The following is a 24,167-nucleotide window of genomic DNA, read 5'->3' as shown; positions in this document are numbered from 1 at the left end:
GCCATTTTGATGATAGCGACAGGGGCACTAATTTGGTATTCAAGCTTGTCTACTAATATTCGCGAACTCATTTATTGGTTACCCTATGGCTTCGCTACCATTATTACAATGCTGGCACTGCAGTTTAACCGACGGCAGTTATTCGTGGTAGCACTTGTAAATACTTTTAGTTATTGGTTAATAGTCAACTACTTACAACAACCGCTTGCAGAGCCAACAGCTTCGACCTGCTTCACTGTGCTCGGTTTATTCATTCCTTTCAACTTGTTTCTTAATCAATTAGTCAAAGATAACGGCTGGATAACTCGGCGAGCTCTTGTTTGGTATATTTGCTTAGCATTACAAATGCTAAGCATACCAATCATCATCGACTTTTTAGCCCTCGATATGCAAGGTATGATTAAACAATGGTTTAGCCCCCACCCGCTCGAAGGCCTCGTGATTAGCCTAAATGCGCTCGGGTTCATCATGTTTTGTTTGGTTATCTCATTTGTTCGTTTCATCAATAAACCAACCAGTATTTCGATTGGACTGTTTTTTAGTTTCTTAGCCAGTACCTTTCCGCTGATTTTTCTCGACAGAGAAGCAATTTCTTCAATTTTTTTTACGGCATCGATGTTAATCATGTTGTTCAGTGGATTTAATGCTTCACATGAACTGGCTTATCGCGATGAGCTCACCGGATTATTAGGTCGACGCATGTTATTCGAGCGCTTAGCTGGATTGTCTAAAAACTATTGCCTAGCCATGGTGGATATTGACCATTTCAAAAAATTTAATGATACCTATGGCCATGATGTGGGTGATGATGTCTTGGCGATGGTGGCAGCAAAGCTAGACCAAATTGAAGGTGGAGGTCAAGTGTTTCGTTATGGGGGAGAAGAGTTCACTGTATTATTTAAGGGCAAGCAACTCGAGCATGCCAAAATATTTTTAGATGACATACGCGAGCTCATTGCTCAAACCCCTTTCGCTATTCGTGATAATAACAGTCGTAATACCAGCGATAAATCACGCCGAGGGGAACAACCCGAGCCTAAAAATACGGTACAAATTACGGTAAGTATTGGAGTGGCAGAGAAATCTAATCTACACGCCAGTGCAGAGGAAGTGATAAAAGATGCAGATAATGCCTTGTATGAAGCGAAAAAGAAGGGGCGCAATGTCGTGATAGGATAAGGCTTAGCAAGCTAAGCCTTATTGTTTACTTGCTACACAACCGCTGCTATCGCTTCACATAATGCTTGCATATTGTCTTTGGTCATCCCGGCGACGCTGATCCGACCCGAGCCAACAATATATACCGCATGTTGCTCTTTTAAGATTTGCACTTGTTGTTTACTTAAACCAGAGAACGAGAACATACCATTCTGGCGCTGAATAAAGCTGTAATCACCCTCAGCGCCTTTTTCAGCTAACGTGGCAACAAACAAGTCACGCATTTCTTTAATCCGCTCACGCATCTCTGTGACTTCGCTATGCCATTGCGCTTTTAGCTCTGGGTTTTGCAAAATTGTAGTCACCACAGCAGCGCCGTGAGATGGTGGGTTCGAGTAGTTCGCTCGAATACCTGCTTTTACTTGGCTAAATGCCGCGGCGCCCTGCTCTTTGTTTTGAGCAACCAAAGTGAATGCACCCACCCGCTCATTATATAAGCCAAAGTTTTTAGAAAAAGAACTGGCAACCATTAACTCTTTAATTTGTTCGGCAAAAAGTCGCAAACCAGCGGCGTCTTCTTCCACACCTATAGAAAACCCTTGGTAAGCGAAATCAAACAATGGCAATATCTTTTTGCTTGCTGCTAAATTGGCTAATTGCTGCCATTGTTCAATTGTTGGGTCGATGCCAGTAGGATTATGACAACAGCCGTGGAAAAGCACTAAGTCGCCCGCACTAACGTGCTCTAAAGAACTTAACATCGCTGCAAAGTCGAGATCTTGGGTCTCTGGGTTGTAGTAATCGTAAGCTTTTACTTCAAGGCCTAAGGCTTTAAAAATATTGCCGTGGTTGGCCCAAGTTGGGTTACTCACCCAAACAGTACGTACACCTAAATGATTATAAGCGAATTCAGCGGCATTATGCAGAGCCCCGGTACCACCTGGCGACTGAGCCGTAAAAGCGCGTTGGCTGCTTACGATTTCACTATTTTCACCAAACAACAGTTTCTGTACTTCCAAGCCATAAGCAGGATTACCTTCAATACTAAGATAAGACTTACTACTTTCCGTTTCCAGTAACTTCTGCTCTGCAATTTTAACGGTCTTTAAAACTGGAGTTGCACCAGCTTCGTTTTTATAAATACCGACTCCTAGATTAATCTTGTTAGGACGGGGATCGGCTTTAAAAGCTTCAGTTAAACCTAAAATGGGATCTGCCGCGGCCGCGGAAACACGCTCAAACATACTTTCCTCACTGCTAATTACTTGCCTGTATTGAGCGAAGATTACCTTAAGTTTAGAAAGCTGTCTTTATGTAGAGGAAAAAATAACAAGTAAATTTTGATTTAACGCATTAATTTGGATTAAGTCGAGATTTTTGATAATTTTAAACACCTATGAATAAGGATAGATTAAGATGCTTGCATCGCAAACTAGAGAACCAGCTATATGGATTTAAGTTTAGGTTTTATTGTAAAAAAATGGTTAGGTTCGTTACTGATGCCTCTCAACATTTCGCTATTTTTTTTGGTGTTATCACTTTACTTTTGCCTCACTAAACGGCCTTATCGCGCCGCGATCACCCTTTTACCTGCTTTAGTCATATTATTGCTTACCAGTAATCCTTGGTGGGTTAATCAGCAGTTAATCGCAAACGAGCGACAAGTTCTGCCTCCGAGTCAGCTGGTCAATAGTTTTGACTTTGTTGTGGTCTTGGGGGGCGGACATATCAGTGACCCCTTGTTGTCCCCTACTGAGCAACTCAGTCGTTCATCTTTTGCCCGCATCACTAAGGGCATCGAATTGAGTCTTGTGAATCCACAGAGCCGCTTAATCGTATCTGGTTATGGTGGAAGCGATCCCAATAGTAATGCTGAATTAATGCAAAAGGTTGCTACAGCAGCTAATATTCCGCCAGCCAATATTATCACCATTCCAAAAGCGATGGATACAGAGCAAGAAGCCGCAGTCATCGCTAGTTATATTGGTCAACGACCTACAGCGCTGATTACCAGTGCAACCCATATGCAACGCGCACTGCAGTACTTCCGTCAATACTCGAACAACATTAGTCCTGTTCCCACGGATTACTTAGGGAAAGAAGCCCAAGGAAAACAACGCCTTTACGAATTTTTACCGGATGCTCGCTTCATCTATCGTTATGATGCGGTTTGGCACGAGAAATTGGGGATTTGGTGGCAAAAAATTCGTGACCATTTTTCATAATCGTTTGTTTTAGATCAGCTACTTTCAGTTTTAACCAGATAATTTCGTGTAAACACTACGATTTTGTAATTTATTCTCTATAATCGAGCCAATTTACTTAAAGGAGAAAGCGTGATGAGAACACCTCTTGTAATGGGTAACTGGAAGCTAAACGGTACGAAAGATTCAGTTACTGCGTTAGTGAATGGTTTAATTGAGCCAGCAAAAGCTGCAACCAATGTACAAACAGCGATTTGCCCCCCAGTGATTTTCTTAGGTCAAGTAGAAGCCTTAGTCGGTGACGCTCCTATCGCTTACGGCGCGCAAGATGCTAGTGTGAACGTTTCTGGTGCATTTACAGGTGAAAATTCACCCGTCATGTTAAAAGAATTCGGCTGTACTTACAGCTTGGTTGGCCACAGCGAACGTCGCCAATACCATAACGAAACTGACGCAGTCGTAGCCGCAAAATTCAAAGCAATTCAGGAAAACCAATTAGTACCTGTTCTTTGTATTGGTGAAACGCTTGAAGAGAATGAAAGCGGAAAAACTGAAGCTGTTGTTGAAGCTCAATTAAAAGCTGTAATTGAGCTTTGTGGTATTGATGCCCTAGCTAATGCAGTGATTGCTTACGAGCCGGTATGGGCCATTGGTACTGGTAAGTCAGCAACGTCTGAGCAAGCACAAGCGGTTCATGCTCATATCCGTGGCTGGTTAGCAGCACAAAGCGCAAGTGTTGCAGAAAAAGTTCAAATTCTTTACGGCGGTAGCGTAAAAGCTGCGACTGCAAAAGAATTGTTCTCTCAAGCTGACATTGACGGCGCGCTTGTTGGCGGAGCTTCATTAATGGCTGAAGAGTTTGGCGCAATTATTCTTGCTGCGAACTAATCACGATTCATTGTTATTAAGCCGCGACGTTTAGCATCGCGGCTTTTTTTTAACTCATTTTTATAAGTTGTTGATGTAACTCTGCGATACTATCACGCAAGCTTGCGGCTTGTTCAAACTCAAGTTCCTTAGCATGACCAATCATTTGCTTTTCTAAATCAGCAATTTTCTTTAACATCATCTCTGGAGTCAGAGTTCGATATTGTGCTTGTGGTTCTGTAGCTTGCAGCGCTTTTGATTTTCCAAAGTTACTAATATCGACAACTTTTTTGTTGAGTTTTTGCGGAATAATCCCCCGCTCTTGATTGTAAGCATGCTGAATTTCACGACGTCGGTTGGTCTCAGAGATAGCTTTATCCATCGAACCAGTAATTTTGTCCCCGTACAAAATAGCTTTGCCTTGCGGATGTCGGGCAGCACGGCCAATGGTTTGGATCAAAGACCGTTCTGAACGCAAGAAGCCTTCCTTATCCGCATCTAGAATAGCGACTAACGAAACTTCCGGCATGTCTAAGCCTTCTCGTAGCAAGTTAATCCCAACCAGTACGTCAAAGATCCCCATACGTAAGTCTCGAATGATTTCAACCCGCTCTACAGTATCAATATCGGAGTGTAAATAGCGCACTTTAACTTGATGCTCTGCCAGATACTCGCTTAAATCCTCGGCCATTCGCTTGGTCAGCGTAGTTACAAGCACTCGTTCATCAATCGCTGTTCTAATTCGGATCTCTGATAGTAAATCATCTACTTGGGTGGCAACGGGTCGCACTTCAATGACCGGATCCAGCAACCCTGTGGGCCTAACGACCTGCTCAACAAATTCTTGATTAGTTTTCTCAAGTTCATAGGTACTCGGCGTCGCCGAAACAAAAATAGTTTGCGGCGCAATCGACTCGAATTCTTCAAATTTTAATGGTCGATTGTCCAGCGCTGAAGGCAAGCGAAAACCGTAATTCACTAAATTTTCTTTTCGTGAACGGTCACCTTTATACATCGCGCCAATTTGCGGTACGGTGACGTGCGACTCATCTATCACCATCAGCCCATCAGCAGGAAGATAATCTAATAAGGTTGGTGGTGGCTCGCCGGGGGCGCGACTGGAGAGATATCGGGAGTAGTTTTCAATCCCAGAGCAATATCCCAATTCATTCATCATTTCGATGTCAAACAAAGTCCGTTGGGAAATTCGTTGCTCTTCAATAAGCTTATTAACGTCAAGCAACTGCCTTTTACGCTCATTTAACTCTTCTTTAATGGAAGAAATTGCGTTAACGATAGTTTCGCGAGGAGTAACATAGTGCGTTTTAGGAAAAATAGTTGCCCTGACCATCGAAGCTTCTTCTACTCCGGTGAGCGGGTCAAAGCTGCTGAGTCGTTCTACTTCACCGTCAAATAATTCTATACGTAAAGCATTTTTATCGGATTCAGCAGGAAAAACATCGATTACATCTCCCCTAACCCGAAAGGTTGAGCGTTGAAATGCCGCATCATTACGAGAATATTGTAATTCCGCGAGACGTCGTAAAATGGCCCGTTGGTCAATCATATCCCCAACACTCAAGTGCAACATCATCTGTAAATACGACTGTGGATCTCCCAAACCATAAATTGCAGAAACTGAAGCAACTAACACCACGTCCCTACGCTCTAATAGCGCCTTAGTGGCCGAGAGTCGCATCTGTTCAATATGCGAGTTAACCGAAGCATCTTTCTCAATAAAGGTATCAGTGGTCGGTACGTAGGCTTCTGGTTGGTAATAATCGTAGTAAGATACAAAAAACTCGACGGCGTTATGAGGGAAAAATTCCTTCATTTCACCATATAGCTGCGCAGCTAAAGTTTTGTTTGGCGCCAAAATAATTGTTGGACGGTTTTGTTCGGCAATCACGTTGGCTATGGTAAAAGTTTTACCGGAGCCAGTGACACCTAGCAAGGTTTGGTGAGCTAAGCCATCTGCTAAGCCTTCATTTAGACTTTCAATCGCTTTAGGTTGATCGCCTGCAGGCGTATATTCAGAAACCAAATCGAAAGTTTTTTTCATAAATCGATAACCAACTAAAAACCAGATGAGCGTCATTCTACTCGAATGTCGCTCAGTTTAAATAAGCGCGCGATAGCTATCAGCCAATTTATTGCGGTTCAGTAGAGAATATCGGTTTTGTATAATTAACAGCAGAAATTGCTGAATTGTGTACAGTAAACTTCTTGTAACAAAAAGTAATGCACACCGATTTTTTTGTTAAATGCAATATTTATTTTCTCGGTCGAATTTTGAGCTTTTATCCTAGAAATAACAATAAGTGTTTGTTATATATAGAGTTAAGCTTATTTTTGAATTTCGTTTAATTTCTCTTGACCCCGCGTCTTTATTGGCCTGCAGCCAGATATAATATTTTAATGCACATAGTTATCCACAAAATCAGTGGATAAGTCATAGAAACATCCACAACCAAAGGCTTTGCGGGATTGTGTATAAATCTCAGCAATAAAGTGTAGCGCACTGCAAGAGTTTAACCATGATGACACACCGAGTTTAAAAAATTTTGGCAAGCAATTTTGAAAATATCGCAAACCCGATGTCACAGAGCTTCGCAAAACTATCTTCCTAAGCTCACCGCAAACTTTTGCTATGAATTAAACGGCAGCCTGGTGCTAAATGCGTGACAAGCGCAGTGCAGAGCAAGCCTTCAAATTGGTTTTAGGGTATTTGGTTAAAACGACTTTTTAGCGCCATGTGTAGGTATAAGACCTTTGTTATTCGACACCTAAATAAAGTGAGCGTTGTTGGCTATTTCAATTTACGGCAGATTCGTGAACAACATCGTTTAGGCTCACCCCACTATTTTCCCATTATTGACGCATGTTTTAAGGTAACGATTCAATACAAGCATAAGGTAATGCTAACCACTGCCTATTATTTAAGACAGGCATAAACGACCAGCTCTGCAGTAAGTAAACATAGCAACGCGACACTTTAGGCAAGGCATCACAAACTACTTTACGATAGGCAGCCAGCATGACTTTGTTGGTTACGTACAACGAATTACATCAGACGCCAATTCAGCAGTTTTTCATCACCGCTGAGCAAGATTTGATCGAAGATGGGTGATATGTGGATGTAGTTTGAGCAAACAAACACTATTTATCATTTTTGAGGTAGAATTAGTTGACAGCTATCAGGGCAATTATTACTATGCGCCCCGCACTTAAGCAAAGCGATTCCCCAGTAGCTCAGTTGGTTAGAGCGGTGGACTGTTAATCCATGTGTCGTTGGTTCAACTCCAACCTGGGGAGCCAATCTGTTTCGCTTTAGTACATATCAAGATTCCCCAATAGCTCAGTTGGTAGAGCGGTGGACTGTTAATCCATGTGTCGTTGGTTCAAGCCCAACTTGGGGAGCCAATCTTGATGACAATAAGTTAGACCTTATATGATTCCCCAATAGCTCAGTTGGTAGAGCGGTGGACTGTTAATCCATGTGTCGTTGGTTCAAGCCCAACTTGGGGAGCCAATCATATAAGCAGATAGTGTTGATAATTCCCCAATAGCTCAGTTGGTAGAGCGGTGGACTGTTAATCCATGTGTCGTTGGTTCAAGCCCAACTTGGGGAGCCACATCAAAACTATCGTAGGTAAATGCTGATAATTCCCCAGTAGCTCAGTTGGTAGAGCGGTGGACTGTTAATCCATGTGTCGTTGGTTCAAGCCCAACCTGGGGAGCCATTATCTAGCTCACTCTTCTGTTAAATATTGTTTATTCTAGCTAGTTGATCTCAATTCACTAACCATCTGATAGATAAGTCTATTGTTTACATGTATTATCATTAAATATTGCTGATTTAATGAACAGGTAGATTATGAAAGGCCTTAGAACATTCTTTGTTGTAAACGCTCTTTTATTTATCGCTTTATGGGGTGGATTAGTCAGTGTTCATGTGCAACTGTTTAAGCAAGATTTAGCACACGAAAATCAACAAATTAATACCCTACTACAGCTGCAATTAAATGATGACGCACAGCTCAAGCAAACTTACTTACAACAGCTGCTTGAGCAGCATAAACTCAGTTTTATTTCAACGCAGTTAGCCATTGATAACAACCTTGCCTTAGTTGGCCCTCCCCAACATTGGTTGGTAGAGCTGGTTGAACCCAATAAAACAAAACTACAAACGATCACCGTCGACAATTACCAGGTTAACTATAAACCGTCTTTCGAATTTGTCAGCGACAACTACCTTAAGCTCTATTTAACCATTGCTGGTATTTGTTTATTTGGTTATGTATTAACCAGCCTTCTATTCTTGCGTTCAATCTCGCGCGTAAAAAGTAAACTTAAAACGCTACTAAATACCGAACGTTATGTCGATGAACAACCCGTATTAGGCTCCGTGGGAGAATTGATTAAAGAACAAAAATTACAACTCACTCAGCAAATCCGCGAACAAAAACATGCGATTGGCCAATTAGAAAAACAAGTTGCATTAGATCCTTTAACTGGCCAGTTAAATCGCCATTCATTTCGCCAGAAAATGCAAAGTCTATTAAAATCTGAACTCAAAGATACGGTACTATTTTTAGTCAGAGCTTCTCAGTTACAAGAAATTAATAAAGTGCGAGGTCATCAAGCCGGAGATAAATATATACAAGAAGTGGCTAATATCATCGATTACAACCGTAAAGAATACCACAACAGCTTATTATACCGTTTGCTTGGCGCTGAATTTGCGTTGATCATTCCAAGACTACCTGCGACTCGAATCAGTCAAGTTGCGCAAAACTTAAGCGCGTCATTTAGTGATTTGAGTCATCGTAAACAAATGCAAAGTGCCGCCTACATCGGTATCACCGAATTTAAAAATGGAGATACTATCGAGCGAATCATCACCCGAGCAGATGCCGCCTTAGAAATCGCCCAAAGTCTTTCTCCAAATGCTTGGGAGCTGGTACTCGAAGATAGCCATACTCTCGAGAGTAGCGAACTACAATGGCATACGACCCTCAGTTCATTATTAACACACCAGCGCTTTCGTATCGCTTCTCAGGCCATTCAATCACTGCATCGTACAATGCCCGCTTATCATGAAGTTTTCATTCGTTTCTTATCTGAAGACCAGCAACAATTGCCTACCGAAACATGTTTAGTTATGGCTGAACGTCTTGGGTTAATTGCAAAACTCGAACAATCGACCCTTGCTTATGTATTGCAAACCATCGCCGAACAGAATGCAGAATATCGCTGGGGGATCAACCTGAGTAAGTTAGTTTTAATCGAACCGAGTTTTTGCACTTGGTTAAGTCAAGAATTGTCAAAATACCCCAACCTGCAATCACGAGTCGTATTTGAACTAGAAGAAGAAGTTCTGAATTTGCACTTAAGCAATGCAAAAAAATTGTTCGAAATATTAAGGAAAAACAGTTGCCATACCGCTATTGCAGACTTTGGTACGGGGATCGGCTCTTTTAAGCTATTTAAAGAATTGAAGCCAAACTATGTAAAAATTAGCAGCGATTTAGTGCAACAACTTGCAAATGACAAATCCAACCAGCAACTGGTCGGTATGCTGGTGGAAGTGTCGCACCGCTTAGGCTGCCAAGTTATCGCTCAAGGCGTTGAGACATTAGAACAAAAACAACTTTTGGAATCGATGTATGTTGATAGCTTGCAAGGCTATTTAATTGCCCGACCCAAGCTCATACATTGAGTCACGCAAGGGGTGTTGATATATAACCTGATTACTACTGCCCCGCCAAACTAACTTAGCATCGGCTAAGCTTTGTTCGAACTTACCATCGATAAGTGTATCAATCATTCGTACGATATCTTGTTGCGCAGGATTAAGCTCGGCTAAGCGATAACCAGTCCATAACCAAATATCTTTGCCAATACATTCAGTTTTAACTCGTAATACTAAACGTTTAATCGCTGCGAGGTTGTTAGGATGCAGTGGATCGCCACCAGTCAAACTTAAACCTTTGCGTTTAATTCGAGGGTCATTTAGATCATCAATAATTTTCTGTTCTAAGGCATCGGTAAATTCATGCCCCGCATCACAACGCCAAGACTTCTGATTATAACAGCCCTTACACTGATGCTCACAACCAGCAACAAACAAGGTACAACGCGTACCCTGTCCATTCACCACGTCGATCGTATGGTAGCTAAGATAATGCATTTACAGATGTTTGACCCGACGTTTCACTTCTTCTTGTTTGCCATAGTTAAACGGACGTGCATCAGGACTACCTAAGTAACCGCAAACCCGACGAATAACCGATACCTTACTAGCTTCACTATTGCCACATGAAGGACATTCAAAGCCTTTGCTGGTACAGTTAAATTCGCCCGTAAAATGACATTCATAACACTCATCAATCGGTGTATTTGTCCCATAATAAGGCACCCGATCATAGCTATAGTCCCAAACGTCTTCTAGGGCTTCTGTATTATGTTGCATATTTGGATATTCACCATAGCAAATAAACCCGCCGCTAGAGATCGCAGGGTAAGGTTGTTCAAAGTCGATCTTATCAAACGGATTGACCTGTTTCTCTACATCCAAATGGAAACTATTGGTGTAATAACCTTTATCCGTGACTCCTGCTATCACCCCAAACTTCTTCGCATCTAAACGGCAGAAACGGTCACATAAATTCTCACTAGGCGTACTATACAAGCTGAAAGCATACCCACTTTCTTTCTCCCAACGCAGAGTTGCTTGTTTCAGCGCCGTTACGATCCCAAGGGCCTTTTGTCGTAACTGTTTACTATCGTAAACATGTTGGTCATCAGCATATAAAGCATTTACTGTTTCATGTAGACCAATATAACCCAATGAAATAGAAGCTCGACCATTTTCAAATATTTTGGAGACATCGTCTTCGGCGTTTAAGCGAACACCACAAGCTCCTTCCATATATAAAATAGGAGCAACTTTGGCTTTCACCCCTTTTAGACGCTCTATTCGGGTATCAAGACCTTGCTTGGCGATACTTAAACGTTGGTCTAACAACTCATAGAATCGTTGTTCATCCCCTTTTGCTTCGATGGCTATCCGCGGTAAATTTAAACTGACAACACCGAGGTTATTTCGACCATCATGGACTTCTTTACCGCCCTCTTGATAAGGTCCCAAGAAACTGCGACACCCCATTGGGGTTTTAAAAGAACCGGTCACTTCAACGACTTTGTCGTAGTTCAAAATATCAGGGTACATTCGTTTGGATGCACACTCTAAGGCAAGTTGTTTAATATCGTAACTCGGATCTTCAGGCTTATGATTTAAACCATCTTTAATCGCAAAGACCAATTTAGGGAATACTGCGGTTTTGGCATTTTTGCCTAAACCTGCAATACGATTTTGCAAAATTGAGCGCTGAATCAACCGTGCCGCCCAACAGGAGCCTAAACCAAAACCGAAGGTGACAAACGGTGTTTGCCCGTTGGCTGTATGTAAAGTATTCACTTCATACTCTAAAGACTGAAAAGCATCATGACATTCTTTCTCAGTTTGTGCTTTCGCATAAGCCTCTTGATCCGCTATTTCCCATTGTTTAGCAGTAGCTAAATGCTTTTCATGACTTTTGAGAACATAAGGCGCCAGAATCTCATCAATTCGATTGATAGTCGTGCCACCATAAATATGACTCGCAACCTGAGCAATAATCTGCGCTGTCACCGCAGTTGCTGTAGAAATGGACTTTGGCGTCTCAATTTCAGCATTGCCCATTTTAAAACCACCAGTGAGCATGCCTTCAAGGTCAATTAGCATACAATTAAACATCGGGAAAAATGGAGCGTAGTCTAAGTCATGGAAGTGGATCTCACCGCTATCGTGAGCCTTAACAACATCTCGAGGTAACAAATGGGTTTTCGCATAATGCTTTGCAACAATCCCGGCTAAAAGATCACGTTGAGTCGGGATCACTTTGCTATCTTTATTGGCGTTCTCATTAAGCAAGGCGGCATTACTTTGCTCGACCAGTCCTCTGATTTCGTTATTTAAAACGCTACGTTTGTCGCGGGCAACATCTCGATCATGACGATACTCAATATAGGCGCGAGCCAAAGTCTTATTGTCATTTTCCATCAGGCAATTTTCAACTGAGGCTTGAATGTCGTTGATATCAACTTCTGCCAGATTGATAAATTGTTCGGTCACCTGCTGCGCTATTTGTAATGCGACAAGATTATCTTTTACGCCTAAAGCCTCTGCGGCTTTCAATACGGCGTCAACAATCCGTTTAGCGTCGTAAGGTACACGGCTTCCGTCTCGCTTGATCACGACTGTTTTCACGATTTACGCTCCAATTTTACTCACTCATTCATTAGAAAATTGCGGAACCCGCGCTACCAAAGGCTTAGCTGTCGATATTGTATAAAAAAGCATCTGGATGATCGGATAACCATATATTGTGGTTGAGAATTGTAGTTCCCACTAGATATGGTAGTCGAGAAGTTTAAACGTTAAAGCAAAATCAAATGATCAAGATCAAGCTAAGCTAAAAAAGCTGATCTATTTGCCTAAAAATGCTCCACAAATCACGGCAAAATTTATGGCCTTTTTCCACAGTGATCTCACGGTTGTTATAAAGACCACAAACGGGGATAATACGCTTTTGTTTGGCTGCATCTTATATAAATGACTGAATATCTGTTGTTATTGATTAGTACCGTACTGGTTAACAACTTTGTACTGGTTAAGTTCTTGGGCCTGTGTCCCTTCATGGGGGTTTCTAGCAAAGTAGAAACCGCTATAGGAATGGCATTAGCCACTACATTTGTATTGACTCTGGCTTCTATGTGCTCGTATCTGGTCGAACAGTATATTTTGGCACCACTAGATATCACCTATTTGCGTACCATGAGTTTTATCCTTGTGATCGCAGTTGTGGTTCAATTTACGGAAATGTTTGTCCAAAAAGCTAGCCCCGCATTGCACCGCGTATTGGGGATCTATTTACCCTTAATTACCACCAACTGTGCGGTGTTGGGCGTGGCGCTATTAAATATAAATGAGCAGCATGATCTATTTGAGTCCATCATTTATGGTTTTGGGGCTGCGGTCGGTTTCTCATTAGTACTGATACTATTTTCTGCCATGCGCGAACGTTTAGTCGTTGCCGATATTCCCCTCCCTTTTAAAGGGGCTGCGATCGCGATGATCACCGCTGGACTCATGTCTTTAGCCTTCGTCGGTTTTGCCGGCCTAATTAAGTAACCACAGCATGTTAGTAGCCTTAATTACCATTACTCTATTGGCCTTAGTATTTGGCGCCATTCTTGGTTATGCCGCAATTAAATATAAGGTGGAAGGCAATCCAATTGCGGATCAAGTCGAAAGCTTATTGCCGCAAACGCAGTGTGGCCAGTGTGGTCACCCTGGATGTCGTCCCTACGCCGAAGCCATCGCCAATGGTGAGCCCATCAATAAGTGCCCTCCCGGCGGGGACGAAACTATCGCTAAAATCGCAGATTTACTCGGTGTGGAAGCAATCCCTTTAGATGCAGCTGCAGTGAAAGAAGACGACCGTAAAAAAGTCGCCTTTATTATTGAAGATGCTTGTATCGGTTGCACCAAGTGCATTCAAGCTTGTCCAGTAGACGCGATTATGGGTTCCAATAAACACATGCACACGGTGATCGCAAAAGAATGTACCGGTTGCGAGTTGTGCGTTGCCCCCTGCCCAACTGATTGTATCGAAATGCGTCCAATTGAGACAACCACCAAAAATTGGGATTGGAAATTAAACCAAATTGACGTCTCAATCATTGAGGAAATGAAATAGATGGTGGCTTGGCTAGAAAAAATAAAACAAGGCTTTACCTGGAACTACCAAGGTGGGGTTCATCCTGAAACCAATAAACAGCTGATTAATTGCGAAAAACCAGAGTGGCTGGCGAACCCGGAGTATCTCACCATTCCTGTACAGCAACACATTGGCAGCGCTGCCAAATTATTAGTTGTCGTCGGCCAAAAAGTACTCCGTGGACAAGCATTAAATGAGTCGCAGTTTTATCAAGCGCCTCCGGTGCATGCCTCATGCTCCGGTACCATTGTTGCGATAGAACCTCGTGTCACAGCGCACGCCTCAGCGATTCCAGAGTTAGCGATCGTGATTAAGGTCGATGAACAACAACGAGATGCGGTTTGGCCTGCCCCCCTTAGCCAAAATCAACAAACCCCAGAACTTATTTGCCAGCGAGTCCATCAATCTGGGATTGCCGGTATGGGCGGAGCTGGATTCCCCACGGCTCTAAAAATAAGCCCACATAAGCCCTTAGATATACTCATTATTAACGGCGCCGAATGTGAGCCTTATATTACGGCTGATGACTGTTTAATGCGCAATTACCCAGCCGAAGTCATTAAAGGGGTACAAATATTACAAACAGCGCTGCAGCCGAAGTTAACAATTATTGCCATTGAAAATGATAAACCGGAAGCAATTGAAGCCTTAAGCAAGCACACCAATGATTCGATCATCATCCGTAGCATTCCCACCAAGTACCCTTCTGGCGGGGAAAAACAACTGATCGAAATTTTAACCGGACAACAAGTCACTGCCAGTCAACTACCTATCGATTTAGGAATGTTGGTGCAGAATGTTGGAACTGCCTATGCGGTTCATCGTGCAGTTGATATCGGTGAACCATTGATCTCTCGAATCGTAACTATCGCCGGAGATTTGGTTGAGCAGCCAGCTAACTACTGGCTACCCCTCGGGACCAGCGTCGCACATATATTGAGTGAAAAACTGCAAGTCGCCAACAATACTCCGACAATTATGGGCGGTTCGATGATGGGGTTCATGCTGCCCAATAATCAGGCTCCTATCGTAAAAACCAGTAACTGTTTAATTGTCAACCACCCACAAGCAGCCGCGACGGAATCCCCTTGTATTCGCTGCGGTGAATGTGCTCAAGCTTGTCCTATGGGCTTATTACCGCAACAACTTTACTGGTTTAGCCAAGCGGATGAGCTCAACAAAGCCCGCAGCTACAACATGATGGATTGTATCGAATGTGGTGCCTGTGCCTTTGTTTGTCCCAGTCAAATATCGCTAGTGCAGCACTACCGCACTGCCAAAGCTAAAATTAGAGCCGAAGATCTAGCGAAACAAGAAGCTGATATTGCCAAACAACGTTTTGAAGCCCGCCTCGCGCGTTTAGAAAAAGATAAATTAGAGCGAAAAGCCAAACATCAACAAGCTGCGCTCCGTAGACAAGAGCAAACCAATGCCAACTCTTCGGCCAACAAGCCTGATCCTGTTGCTGCGGCCTTGGCGCGGGTAAAACAATCGAAAGCTCAAGCTCCGGCAGCGATACAAACGACCAGCGGAGAATGGATCCCCGATAATCAACAAGCAATCGCCGAACGTGAAGCTCGTAAACAACAGCGCCGTTTGGCTAAAGAACAAGGACTCAAGGCCTCTAGTGATTCAAACGAGACTCAAGCTGAAAGCCACAGTGACAAAGCCAAATCAAGCAACCCTGCGGTGGCCGCAGCAATTGCTCGCGCCAAGGCTAAAAAGCTAGCCGCAACCGACACGGCACAAACAGAAACGCCAGTCGCAAACGACACCAAGGTAGCTGCCACCACTAAGTCGACTAACCCTGCGGTGGCCGCTGCAATTGCCCGCGCCAAGGCTAAAAAGCTAGCCGCAACCGACACGGTGCAAACAGAGCCCCCTGTCGCTGACGACACCAAGGTAGCAGTCAAAGCCAAATCAACTAATCCTGCGGTGGCTGCAGCAATTGCCCGCGCCAAGGCTAAAAAGCTAGGGGCAACCGACGCTGCACAAACAGAAACGCCAGTCGCAAGCGATGCCAAGGTAGCAGTCAAAGCCAAATCGACTAATCCCGCGGTGGCCGCAGCAATTGCCCGCGCCAAGGCTAAAAAGCTAGCGGCAACCGACGCTGCGCAAACTGAAACGCCAGTCGCAGACGATGCCAAGGTAGCAGTCAAAGCCAAATCAACTAATCCCGCGGTGGCCGCAGCAATTGCCCGCGCCAAGGCTAAAAAACTAGCGGCAACCGACGCTGCACAAACAGAGACCCCAGTCGCTGACGATGCCAAGGTAGCAGTCAAAGCCAAATCGACTAATCCTGCGGTGGCTGCAGTTGCTCGCGCCAAGGCTAAAAAGCTAGCCGCAACCGACGCAGCACAAACAGAGACCCCAGTCGCTGATGATGCCAGCGTAGATCTGAAAGCCAAGTCGGCAACAACAAATCCTGCAGTCCTAGCTGCGATTGCCAAGGCTAAAGCGAAGAAACGTGCAGAGCAAACCAAACCACAAGAGACCAAGCCAAATGACCAGTAATACCCTGCAAAGCTCGCCGTTTGTACACAAGCCTGTAAAAACCAAGACTTTGATGTTTTGGGTTATTTTATGTCTTGTTCCCGGTTTCTTGGTACAAACTTACCAATTTGGGATCGGCACATTAGTGCAAGTGCTGTTAGCTAGTAGCATCGCGATCGCAAGTGAAACATTAATACTGTTACTACGTCGACGTCCCCTATGGCCAACGTTAAGTGACAACAGCGCATTAGTCACCGGAATATTACTCGGTTTAGCCCTACCCGCTTATGCGCCATGGTGGATGACTCTAATAGGCTCTTGCTTTGCCATTATCGTGGTCAAACACTTATATGGCGGCTTAGGTCATAACATTTTTAATCCAGCCATGGCGGCTTATGTATTGTTGCTGGTCTCTTTTCCAGTCAGCATGACCAGTTGGATGCCACCCCAGGCCTTATTACACGAATCATTTAGCAGTGTTGACGGTTTGGGCTTAATTTTTAATGGTTTCACAGTCGACGGCTTTAGCTTAAAACAAATTGCCAGCATCGATGGACATACCATTGCCACTCCACTCGATGAAATGAAAACCCAGCTCAAGCTTGGCTTCACCTCATCAGAGATCGCAAGTAAAGCAATCTATGGCGCCTTAGCTGGTGTTGGTTGGCAGTGGATAAACCTCGCTTACTTACTCGGAGGTTTAGCGCTACTTTACTTGAAAGTTATTCGCTGGCATATTCCACTAGCTTTTTTATCAATCTTATTGTTACTAAGTTTAATCTCTAACGCAATTAACCCAGATCATACGACGCCAATCTTGCTACAGCTCTTTTCTGGCGCAACAATGCTTGGCGCCTTCTTCATTTTGACGGATCCGGTCAGTGCTTCCACAACCAACCGAGGCCGGATTATTTATGGTGCTTTAGTCGCCTTATTCGTTTTTCTGATCCGAAATTACGGCGGCTATCCTGATGCCGTAGCCTTTGCCGTTTTACTGAGTAACATGGCGGTGCCAATGATTGACCATTTTACCAAACCAAAAGTTTACGGATACGGCGAAGGAAACAAACATGAGCACTAAGAGCCAATCCATCAGCAGCAATGCCATTATGTTGGCCACCTTTGCCTTCTGCTGTACCTTGCTAGTCGTCGTGGTGAACTACTTTACTGCACCACAAATCGAGCACCAGATTGAACAGCAACGTCGAAAATCGATGAATGAAGTTCTTCCCACTCAATTAACGAGTATTGCCTATCAGCAGCAATGTTATATCGACACTAATTTAGGGTACTTAGGGAGTGATAAGGCGCAAACCATTCGTGTGATCTCTAACAAAGGCCAAGTTCAAGCCTATGTATACCCAATTACTGCGCCTGATGGTTATGGCGGTGCAATTTCCTTGTTAGTTGGGGTTGAGGCAAACGGTAAGATAAGTGGGGTACGAGTTGTCCAACATAATGAAACTCCAGGCTTAGGTGACAAGATAGAAACCCGTAAATCGGATTGGATTTATCAATTTAATCAACAGTTCTTGTTAGATGAAAATGATAGTCGTTGGGCGGTTAAAAAAGATGGAGGTCAATTCGACGCTTTTACCGGAGCAACCATCACGCCTAGAGCTGTAGTTAAGGCGGTTAAGAAAGCTTTGATTTATCATGCCAAAAATCATCAAACCATCGGCATTTCTGCTGTTGATTGTTAACCCGAAGGAAAAGCGATGAGTGATTACAAACAAATAGCTTGGCAAGGGCTATGGAAAAACAATCCCGGTTTAGTTCAATTACTGGGCCTATGTCCCCTGCTCGCGGTGACGTCTACTATCAGTAACGCTTTAGGTTTAGGTTTTGCCACCATGTTGGTACTTATCGCCTCAAACACGACCGTGTCATTGATCCGGAAATGGGTCGCCAAAGAAATTCGCATTCCCGTATTTGTGATGGTTATTGCCTCTTTTGTAACATGCGTTCAGTTATTAATGAATGCCTACAGCTATGGCTTGTACCAAAATCTGGGGATCTTTATTCCTTTAATTGTGACTAACTGCATTATTATCGGCCGTGCCGAAGCATTTGCGGCTCGCAACCCTGTCCCCGCCGCAGCCTTCGATGGTTTAATGATGGGTTTAGGTTTTGCGTTAGTATTAACTCTGGTCGGGGCCATTCGTGAACTATTAGGCAATGGCAGTTTGTTTGAAGGTATCGAGCTGTTACTGGGTGACTGGGCATCGGTTTTACATGTACAAGTCATCAATTTCAACGAACATTTTCTAGTTGCGATCCTTCCGCCGGGCGCTTTCTTAGTCATGGGGTTTATTATCGCCTTGAAGAATATCATCGATCATCGAGTAAAAACCAAACAACAAGCCACTGACTTAGTCATGGAAGATCTTCAACACAATGAATAACAGTAAACGACGAGAAATCTTAACGCGACTACGTAACGATAACCCGCATCCCACAACGGAGCTTAATTTTTCAAGCCCTTTTGAGCTGCTAACCGCGGTATTACTATCGGCACAAGCAACCGATGTGTCAGTAAATAAGGCAACGGCTAAGCTATTCCCAGTGGCCAATACGCCAAAAGCTATTTTAGAACTCGGCTTAGACACGCTGAAAAGCTACATTAAGACCATTGGTTTATATAACTCTAAAGCTGAAAACCTACTGAAGACCTGTAAGATCTTAATCGATCAGCATCAGGGAAAGGTGCCTGAAAATCGAGAATTCTTAGAAGCGCTGCCCGGTGTGGGGCGGAAAACGGCGAATGTTGTGCTCAATACGGCTTTTGGCTGGCCAACCATAGCTGTCGACACTCACATTTATCGCGTTTCAAACCGTACAAAATTTGCCATGGGCAAAAATGTTGAGCAGGTCGAACAAAAATTACTTAAAGTTGTCCCCAAAGAATTTAAAGTTGATGTGCATCATTGGCTCATTCTGCATGGCCGCTATACCTGTGTTGCGCGAAAGCCGCGTTGCGGCTCCTGCATGATTGAAGATTTATGTGAGTTTGCCGACAAGACCGAGCTTTAGCATCCCTTAAGGAGTTGCTCGCTGATATCAGTGGGCAGCACGGTGACCACTCCCCCGTTTGCGATAAGCTCAATTGGACAGCCAATATGCGTATCGCCTAATCCGGCCCTTTAGCCTGTACTTACCCGGACCACACTTGCCTAAATATCAAGTCACCTAACTCATATTTTAAAAGCGGCACTAGCTCTGAATCCCGAGTTCGAAAAATCTCACGCAACTTTATCTAACAATCTGTAACTTACAATACCTACATTAATCCACCATTTCTTAAGCGTTTCTTAAGTTTCCCCCCTTATCTTTAAATAAATGATGAAGATGAGGTTAGCGAATGAATCAAGACTATCAACGTGACTCGGTAAGTTTGGAATTTATCACGGCTGCCCACCCACTCTGGCAGCAAGTTATTCAGTATATAACCACTCGATACCAACAAGCTTTTGATGCCAAACTAGACTCGTTCATGCCCACTTATATGGCTCTGACCGAAAATGGTCAAATCAAATCTTTATGCGGTTATCGCCTCGCAAATCATGAGCCTTTATTTTTGGAACAATACTTAGATCAAACAGCAGAGCTGTTGCTCTCAAAAGCGTTCAATCAAAGCATCAAGCGAAACCAATTAATTGAGTTCGGCCAGCTCGCATCTTTTACCAAAGGCGCTTCTCCCTTACATTTTTTATTGATGGCTGAAGCCTTAGTTGAGCGTGGGTTTGCTTGGTGCATATTCACCGCAACAGATCCCTTATACGCCCTAATGAAGCGCCTTGGTCTTGTCCCTACGCTGATTGCTGAAGCGGATCCACAACGAGTCCCAAGAGCAAAACAACGTTGGGGGAGTTATTACCAACATCAACCACGGATCTTCGCAGGTAATCTGCAAGTGGGATTAAACCACCTAACTAGTCGCGTGGGTATAACAAATATGCAACAGATAGGTCTCTAAATGAACAGCATTTTACAAGCAATTAGCCGCCACGCTAATGATCACCCAGATCAACTTGCTTTTGTCGGTCACGATGTTAAAGGTCAAGCAAGTAGCTTAACTTATCGCCAACTAAAACAACAAGTTGATGCCGCAGCCTTAAGTATCGTCTCGCTAAATGTGAATGCCATCGCCTTGAAAGCAGAAAACTGCTTAGACTGGGTGATCGCCGACTTAGCAGCGATGCAGGCTCGGGTGGTAATCATCCCCATTCCGACCTTCTTTGCAGCACAACAAGTCGAACATAGTCTTGAGCAATCAGCTGCTGACTTATTAATTGGCGATTGGCCTGAATACGCTCAACTAGACTTACAAATTGCAGGTTTAGCCGCCTATCGACGACCAGTGACACAAGCGGTGCTTCCCTTAAAACAGACTTGCAAAATTACCTTTACCTCCGGCTCGACCGGGAACCCAAAGGGGGTTTGCCTTAGTGAGCAAAACTTACAACGGACCAGCGAAGTTTTAGCCGACAAAATTCGAGATCAAAGCGAGCAACATTTAGTGTTACTCCCTTTATCAACCTTACTAGAAAATATTACTGGGGTTTATGTTCCGTTATTACTCGGTGTTACGGCGAAGATCTATCATGGCCAGAGCCTCGGTTTACATGGTTCCAGTCGATTTGAAGCTAACGTTTTTGCCAGCGCCCTAATACGCGAGAAACCCAATAGCTTGGTGCTGACACCCGCATTATTAATGGCGCTTATCCAACTGGTTCAACAGCAAGCTCAGTTGGCAGAATCGTTACGCTTTGTTGCTGTTGGCGGGGCTCGCGTTGCGCCAGAGCTTATCCAGCTCGCTCATCAACTTTCGATCCCAGCCTATGAGGGTTATGGTCTTTCTGAATGCGGCTCAGTGGTATGTATTAACACCGAGAAATCGTATAAACCTGGGAGCTGCGGCCAAGTATTAGAGCATGTAGAAGTCAAGCTAGCCGATGACGGTGAGTTGCTGGTAAAAGGTAATATTGCACTTGGTTACTTAGGTATGGCTTTCACCGCCCCTTGGCTCGCAACCGGAGATTTAGCCACCATAGATGATCAGGGATTTGTCACATTACTGGGCCGTAAGAAAAACCAGCTTATTACTAGTTTTGGTCGCAATATTTCTCCAGAGTGGATTGAATCTGAAGCGCAGAGTCATTTTGCTGGTCGCCCATTCATCATAACCGGAGATGCCCAAGCTTTTCTAACTGCGGTCACTGAGAGCCAAGCAAACATCAACCAACGTATACAAGTACTCAATCAAAAGCTCCCCGATTACGCGCAAATCAAGCGAGTGATAGCGATTCCATCAATTTATTCTCATCAAGAATGGTTCACCGCTAACGGTCGACCCAAACGAATGGTGCTTGAACAATGGGTACAGGAAGTCTTGGATACGCCAAGTGACGCACTCGACCATATTCAAATAACCGAAATCAACTAAGCAAATTTGCAGGAGAGTCCAATGAGTCTTTTTTTTGAAACCTTACAACAACAAACCCGAGCTGCTCAACAACAAATGTTACAAGCGCCAGTGTTCGCTGCTTGTAGTCGCGGGGAAATTAATCGCGAAATGTACCTCGCCTTTCTCACTCAAGCCTTTCACCATGTGAAACATACCGTGCCCTTACTCATGGCCTGCGGTGGCCGACTATCAGCGGACTACGAGTGGGTACGAGAAGCAATCGCAGAATATATTACCGAAGAACAAGGTCATCATGAATGGATCTTGAATGATATCGAAGCTTGTCATGGCAACGCCCAACTAGTTCGAGACAATCAAGCCCAAGGTAAAGTGAGCCCAGCTATCGAGCTGATGGTTGCCTACCTGTATCACCAGATTGATCGTCATAATCCTTTGGCTTTATTTGGCATGGTTTGGGTATTGGAAGGCACTAGCGTGGGAGTTGGAGCTCAGATAGCAACGCTAGTGAAGAGCACGCTTGACCTTCCCGATGAAGCTCTTAGTTACTTGCTTTCGCATAGTGAGTTAGACCAACAACACATTTTATTTTTTGAAGGGTTAATGAATCAAATCACAGATCAGGATGATCAAAAGGTCATTATTGATTCGGCCAATATGGTGTTTTCACTCTACGGGCAGATGTTAAGAGAGCTCAATATTAGTGCTGCCGAGCAGGCAGCATAAGGATAAGAAATGCTTATTCAAGACAAAACAGTGTTACTAACAGGCGCATCTGGCGGGATTGGAAAAGCCATCGCAAAGCAACTTAGCGAGCAAGGTGCACGGTTATTGTTAGTGGCAAGAAATCAGCAAAAACTAGAAGCGCTGCGCCAATCCCTTAGCGCCCCGGAACGACACCAGAGTTTAAGTATTGACTTACTGTCCTCTCACGACATCAAACGGCTCAAATCTGTGGCGCTTGACTACCAACAACAGGGGCAAACGATTAGTGTTGTGATCAACAATGCTGGTAGCAATCAATTTCGCTTTCTCAGGCAACGAAGCACTGAGTCACTACAACAAGAAATGCAGCTAAATTTAATGGCCCCAATCATACTAAGTCAGGCAGCTTTGGATTGGATTAGCCGGCCAGGGATCATTCTTAACATTGGTTCCACTTTTGGCTCGATCGGCTATCCAGGCTACGCAAGCTATTGCGCCGCAAAAGCGGGCGTACATCGTTTTAGTGAAGCCATGGATAGAGAGCTGGATGGTACCGGAATCAGAATGCTTTACCTTGCGCCGCGCGCCACCGACACCGAACTCAATAGCGATGCAGTTTGTCAACTCAACCAACAATTAGGCAACCATAGCGACTTACCGCAAATTGTTGCACAGCATGTGCTGAATATACTCCAGCATGAACACCGTGCGAAATGGATCGGTTGGCCAGAAAAGCTATTTGCTCGAGTGAATCAAATATTCCCGTCGCTGGTCGCAAACTCGATTCGTAAACAACAGGCGACAATCCACCAATTCATTAATCACAACAGCCAATAAACAAGGAACATACAATGAAAACGACTCATACCTTAAGCGGCTTACTTGTGAGTAGCCTTTTCGCTAGCAGCGCTTCATTCGCTGCAAACGACAACTTACCACAGATCCAAAGTGACTGGGCGCATTGCCAATACCAAGTTGAACCAAACAAAGCACAAGTACAATGTTTTGAACAACTCATCGAGCTCAACTACCAAGCCGTAAATAACGATCCCAAGGATTTGGAGTTACAAGTTTGGTTAGCAATTAACAAAGCCTCACTAGCTGGCGCCAAAGGCGGTTTATCCGCATTACGTTTAGCCAAAGAAGCGAAGCAACTCTTAGAGCAAGTAATTGATAAAAACCCAAAAACTTTAGATGGCTCTGCCTATACCAGCTTAGGTTCGCTATACTACAAAGTGCCAGGATGGCCAATCGGTTTTGGCGACGATGACAAGGCAGAAGCGATGCTTAAACAAGCACTAGCCCTTAATCCCGATGGGATTGACCCAAACTATTTTTATGGTGACTTTTTGGCTGAAGATGGTCGTAAGCAACAGGCCATTGAATATTTAACCCGCGCCCAGCAAGCCGCAGCTCGGCCAGATCGACCGCTGGCAGACAAAGGTCGGCAACAACAAATCGCCTTACGTTTGGAGAGCTTAAAATAAC

Annotated in this window: 20 protein-coding genes and 5 tRNA genes; 21 read left to right on the top strand and 4 right to left on the bottom strand. The window is 44.0% G+C overall.

Annotation, left to right across the window (positions count from 1 at the left end):
• The first annotated feature begins 45 nt into the window (after positions 1–45).
• Positions 46–1,179 carry a GGDEF domain-containing protein gene (locus ACRRSX_RS11295; protein WP_432453119.1) on the top strand — a complete coding sequence of 378 codons (1,134 nt, stop codon included), beginning with the start codon at positions 46–48 and terminating at the stop codon, positions 1,177–1,179.
• Positions 1,180–1,211: 32 nt separating this feature from the next.
• Here the strand turns inward: ACRRSX_RS11295 and ACRRSX_RS11290 are convergent, their stop codons facing one another.
• Complete coding sequence (locus tag ACRRSX_RS11290; protein ID WP_432453121.1) at positions 1,212–2,402, bottom strand: amino acid aminotransferase; 1,191 nt, start codon at positions 2,400–2,402, stop codon at positions 1,212–1,214.
• A gap of 204 nt (positions 2,403–2,606) precedes the next feature.
• Between ACRRSX_RS11290 and ACRRSX_RS11285 the strand changes: the two genes are divergently transcribed.
• Together ACRRSX_RS11285 and tpiA are read left to right on the top strand one after the other, a co-directional pair.
• Positions 2,607–3,383 carry an ElyC/SanA/YdcF family protein gene (locus tag ACRRSX_RS11285; RefSeq protein ID WP_432453123.1) on the top strand — a complete coding sequence of 259 codons (777 nt, stop codon included), beginning with the start codon at positions 2,607–2,609 and terminating at the stop codon, positions 3,381–3,383.
• Positions 3,384–3,497: 114 nt separating this feature from the next.
• Complete coding sequence (gene tpiA / locus ACRRSX_RS11280; protein ID WP_432453124.1) at positions 3,498–4,250, top strand: triose-phosphate isomerase; 753 nt, start codon at positions 3,498–3,500, stop codon at positions 4,248–4,250.
• 49 nt (positions 4,251–4,299) lie between these two features.
• Here tpiA and uvrB read toward each other — a convergent pair whose 3' ends face one another.
• Positions 4,300–6,291 carry an excinuclease ABC subunit UvrB gene (gene uvrB, locus ACRRSX_RS11275; RefSeq protein ID WP_432453125.1) on the bottom strand — a complete coding sequence of 664 codons (1,992 nt, stop codon included), beginning with the start codon at positions 6,289–6,291 and terminating at the stop codon, positions 4,300–4,302.
• Positions 6,292–7,470: 1,179 nt separating this feature from the next.
• Between uvrB and ACRRSX_RS11270 the strand changes: the two genes are divergently transcribed.
• The 6 genes from ACRRSX_RS11270 to ACRRSX_RS11245 all read left to right on the top strand — a co-directional run bounded on the left by ACRRSX_RS11270 (position 7,471) and on the right by ACRRSX_RS11245 (position 9,951).
• A tRNA-Asn gene (locus ACRRSX_RS11270) sits at positions 7,471–7,547 on the top strand.
• A 29-nt stretch (positions 7,548–7,576) separates the two neighbouring features.
• Positions 7,577–7,652: transfer RNA gene (locus ACRRSX_RS11265), tRNA-Asn, on the top strand.
• A 33-nt stretch (positions 7,653–7,685) separates the two neighbouring features.
• Positions 7,686–7,761: transfer RNA gene (locus ACRRSX_RS11260), tRNA-Asn, on the top strand.
• Between the two features lie 27 nt (positions 7,762–7,788).
• Positions 7,789–7,864 (top strand) — tRNA-Asn (locus ACRRSX_RS11255).
• Between the two features lie 32 nt (positions 7,865–7,896).
• Positions 7,897–7,972, top strand: a tRNA-Asn gene (locus ACRRSX_RS11250).
• Positions 7,973–8,106: 134 nt separating this feature from the next.
• Entirely contained in the window at positions 8,107–9,951 is a 1,845-nt protein-coding gene (locus tag ACRRSX_RS11245; protein WP_432453126.1) for an EAL domain-containing protein, read from the top strand.
• Here the strand turns inward: ACRRSX_RS11245 and nrdG are convergent.
• Entirely contained in the window at positions 9,922–10,422 is a 501-nt protein-coding gene (nrdG, locus tag ACRRSX_RS11240) for an anaerobic ribonucleoside-triphosphate reductase-activating protein (protein ID WP_432453128.1), read from the bottom strand. The genes ACRRSX_RS11245 and nrdG overlap by 30 nt on opposite strands.
• Positions 10,423–12,543 carry an anaerobic ribonucleoside-triphosphate reductase gene (nrdD, locus tag ACRRSX_RS11235; protein WP_432453129.1) on the bottom strand — a complete coding sequence of 707 codons (2,121 nt, stop codon included), beginning with the start codon at positions 12,541–12,543 and terminating at the stop codon, positions 10,423–10,425.
• A 345-nt stretch (positions 12,544–12,888) separates the two neighbouring features.
• Here nrdD and rsxA point away from each other — a divergent pair, with 345 nt between their 5' ends.
• The 12 genes from rsxA (at position 12,889) to ACRRSX_RS11175 (ending at position 24,166) form a co-directional block, all read left to right on the top strand.
• Positions 12,889–13,467, top strand: a complete 579-nt coding sequence (gene rsxA, locus ACRRSX_RS11230; RefSeq protein WP_432453130.1) for an electron transport complex subunit RsxA — start codon at positions 12,889–12,891, stop codon at positions 13,465–13,467.
• Positions 13,468–13,474: 7 nt separating this feature from the next.
• Positions 13,475–14,035: an electron transport complex subunit RsxB gene (rsxB, locus tag ACRRSX_RS11225; RefSeq protein ID WP_432453131.1), complete on the top strand. Its 561-nt coding sequence runs from the start codon at positions 13,475–13,477 to the stop codon at positions 14,033–14,035.
• Complete coding sequence (gene rsxC / locus ACRRSX_RS11220) at positions 14,036–16,570, top strand: electron transport complex subunit RsxC (RefSeq protein WP_432453132.1); 2,535 nt, start codon at positions 14,036–14,038, stop codon at positions 16,568–16,570.
• Positions 16,560–17,630 carry an electron transport complex subunit RsxD gene (gene rsxD / locus ACRRSX_RS11215; RefSeq protein WP_432453133.1) on the top strand — a complete coding sequence of 357 codons (1,071 nt, stop codon included), beginning with the start codon at positions 16,560–16,562 and terminating at the stop codon, positions 17,628–17,630. The genes rsxC and rsxD overlap by 11 nt, the downstream gene beginning before the upstream one ends.
• Complete coding sequence (rsxG, locus tag ACRRSX_RS11210) at positions 17,620–18,252, top strand: electron transport complex subunit RsxG (protein WP_432453134.1); 633 nt, start codon at positions 17,620–17,622, stop codon at positions 18,250–18,252. The genes rsxD and rsxG overlap by 11 nt, the downstream gene beginning before the upstream one ends.
• Before the next feature lie 15 nt (positions 18,253–18,267).
• Positions 18,268–18,954 carry an electron transport complex subunit E gene (locus ACRRSX_RS11205; RefSeq protein WP_432453135.1) on the top strand — a complete coding sequence of 229 codons (687 nt, stop codon included), beginning with the start codon at positions 18,268–18,270 and terminating at the stop codon, positions 18,952–18,954.
• Positions 18,947–19,582, top strand: a complete 636-nt coding sequence (nth, locus tag ACRRSX_RS11200; protein WP_432453136.1) for an endonuclease III — start codon at positions 18,947–18,949, stop codon at positions 19,580–19,582. The genes ACRRSX_RS11205 and nth overlap by 8 nt, the downstream gene beginning before the upstream one ends.
• A 328-nt stretch (positions 19,583–19,910) precedes the next feature.
• Entirely contained in the window at positions 19,911–20,525 is a 615-nt protein-coding gene (locus ACRRSX_RS11195) for a thermostable hemolysin (RefSeq protein ID WP_432453137.1), read from the top strand.
• Positions 20,526–21,995, top strand: a complete 1,470-nt coding sequence (locus ACRRSX_RS11190) for an AMP-binding protein (RefSeq protein WP_432453138.1) — start codon at positions 20,526–20,528, stop codon at positions 21,993–21,995.
• A gap of 21 nt (positions 21,996–22,016) precedes the next feature.
• A complete protein-coding gene (locus tag ACRRSX_RS11185) occupies positions 22,017–22,700 on the top strand; it encodes a TenA family transcriptional regulator (RefSeq protein WP_432453139.1) in 684 nt (227 codons plus the stop codon).
• Positions 22,701–22,709: 9 nt separating this feature from the next.
• Positions 22,710–23,516 carry an SDR family oxidoreductase gene (locus ACRRSX_RS11180; protein ID WP_432453140.1) on the top strand — a complete coding sequence of 269 codons (807 nt, stop codon included), beginning with the start codon at positions 22,710–22,712 and terminating at the stop codon, positions 23,514–23,516.
• Between the two features lie 14 nt (positions 23,517–23,530).
• Positions 23,531–24,166, top strand: coding sequence for a tetratricopeptide repeat protein (locus ACRRSX_RS11175; protein ID WP_432453141.1), 636 nt, complete (start codon positions 23,531–23,533; stop codon positions 24,164–24,166).
• Position 24,167 lies beyond the last annotated feature (1 nt).

Source organism: Agarivorans sp. QJM3NY_30 (assembly GCF_050870855.2).
Lineage (GTDB): Bacteria > Pseudomonadota > Gammaproteobacteria > Enterobacterales > Celerinatantimonadaceae > Agarivorans.
This window is presented reverse-complemented; position numbering and strand designations above follow the sequence as displayed.

What these genes read in the sequence shown, in the direction of transcription:
- rsxB (WP_432453131.1), top strand. Translation starts at nt 13,475, where the DNA reads ATGTTAGTAGCCTTAATTACCATTACTCTATTGGCCTTAGTATTTGGC.
- ACRRSX_RS11185 (WP_432453139.1), top strand. Translation starts at nt 22,017, where the DNA reads ATGAGTCTTTTTTTTGAAACCTTACAACAACAAACCCGAGCTGCTCAA.
- ACRRSX_RS11175 (WP_432453141.1), top strand. Translation starts at nt 23,531, where the DNA reads ATGAAAACGACTCATACCTTAAGCGGCTTACTTGTGAGTAGCCTTTTC.
- ACRRSX_RS11285 (WP_432453123.1), top strand. Translation starts at nt 2,607, where the DNA reads ATGGATTTAAGTTTAGGTTTTATTGTAAAAAAATGGTTAGGTTCGTTA.
- ACRRSX_RS11195 (WP_432453137.1), top strand. Translation starts at nt 19,911, where the DNA reads ATGAATCAAGACTATCAACGTGACTCGGTAAGTTTGGAATTTATCACG.
- nth (WP_432453136.1), top strand. Translation starts at nt 18,947, where the DNA reads ATGAATAACAGTAAACGACGAGAAATCTTAACGCGACTACGTAACGAT.
- rsxA (WP_432453130.1), top strand. Translation starts at nt 12,889, where the DNA reads ATGACTGAATATCTGTTGTTATTGATTAGTACCGTACTGGTTAACAAC.
- rsxC (WP_432453132.1), top strand. Translation starts at nt 14,036, where the DNA reads ATGGTGGCTTGGCTAGAAAAAATAAAACAAGGCTTTACCTGGAACTAC.
- uvrB (WP_432453125.1), bottom strand. Translation starts at nt 6,291, where the DNA reads ATGAAAAAAACTTTCGATTTGGTTTCTGAATATACGCCTGCAGGCGAT.
- rsxD (WP_432453133.1), top strand. Translation starts at nt 16,560, where the DNA reads ATGACCAGTAATACCCTGCAAAGCTCGCCGTTTGTACACAAGCCTGTA.
- ACRRSX_RS11205 (WP_432453135.1), top strand. Translation starts at nt 18,268, where the DNA reads ATGAGTGATTACAAACAAATAGCTTGGCAAGGGCTATGGAAAAACAAT.
- rsxG (WP_432453134.1), top strand. Translation starts at nt 17,620, where the DNA reads ATGAGCACTAAGAGCCAATCCATCAGCAGCAATGCCATTATGTTGGCC.
- ACRRSX_RS11180 (WP_432453140.1), top strand. Translation starts at nt 22,710, where the DNA reads ATGCTTATTCAAGACAAAACAGTGTTACTAACAGGCGCATCTGGCGGG.
- tpiA (WP_432453124.1), top strand. Translation starts at nt 3,498, where the DNA reads ATGAGAACACCTCTTGTAATGGGTAACTGGAAGCTAAACGGTACGAAA.
- ACRRSX_RS11290 (WP_432453121.1), bottom strand. Translation starts at nt 2,402, where the DNA reads ATGTTTGAGCGTGTTTCCGCGGCCGCGGCAGATCCCATTTTAGGTTTA.
- ACRRSX_RS11190 (WP_432453138.1), top strand. Translation starts at nt 20,526, where the DNA reads ATGAACAGCATTTTACAAGCAATTAGCCGCCACGCTAATGATCACCCA.
- ACRRSX_RS11245 (WP_432453126.1), top strand. Translation starts at nt 8,107, where the DNA reads ATGAAAGGCCTTAGAACATTCTTTGTTGTAAACGCTCTTTTATTTATC.
- nrdG (WP_432453128.1), bottom strand. Translation starts at nt 10,422, where the DNA reads ATGCATTATCTTAGCTACCATACGATCGACGTGGTGAATGGACAGGGT.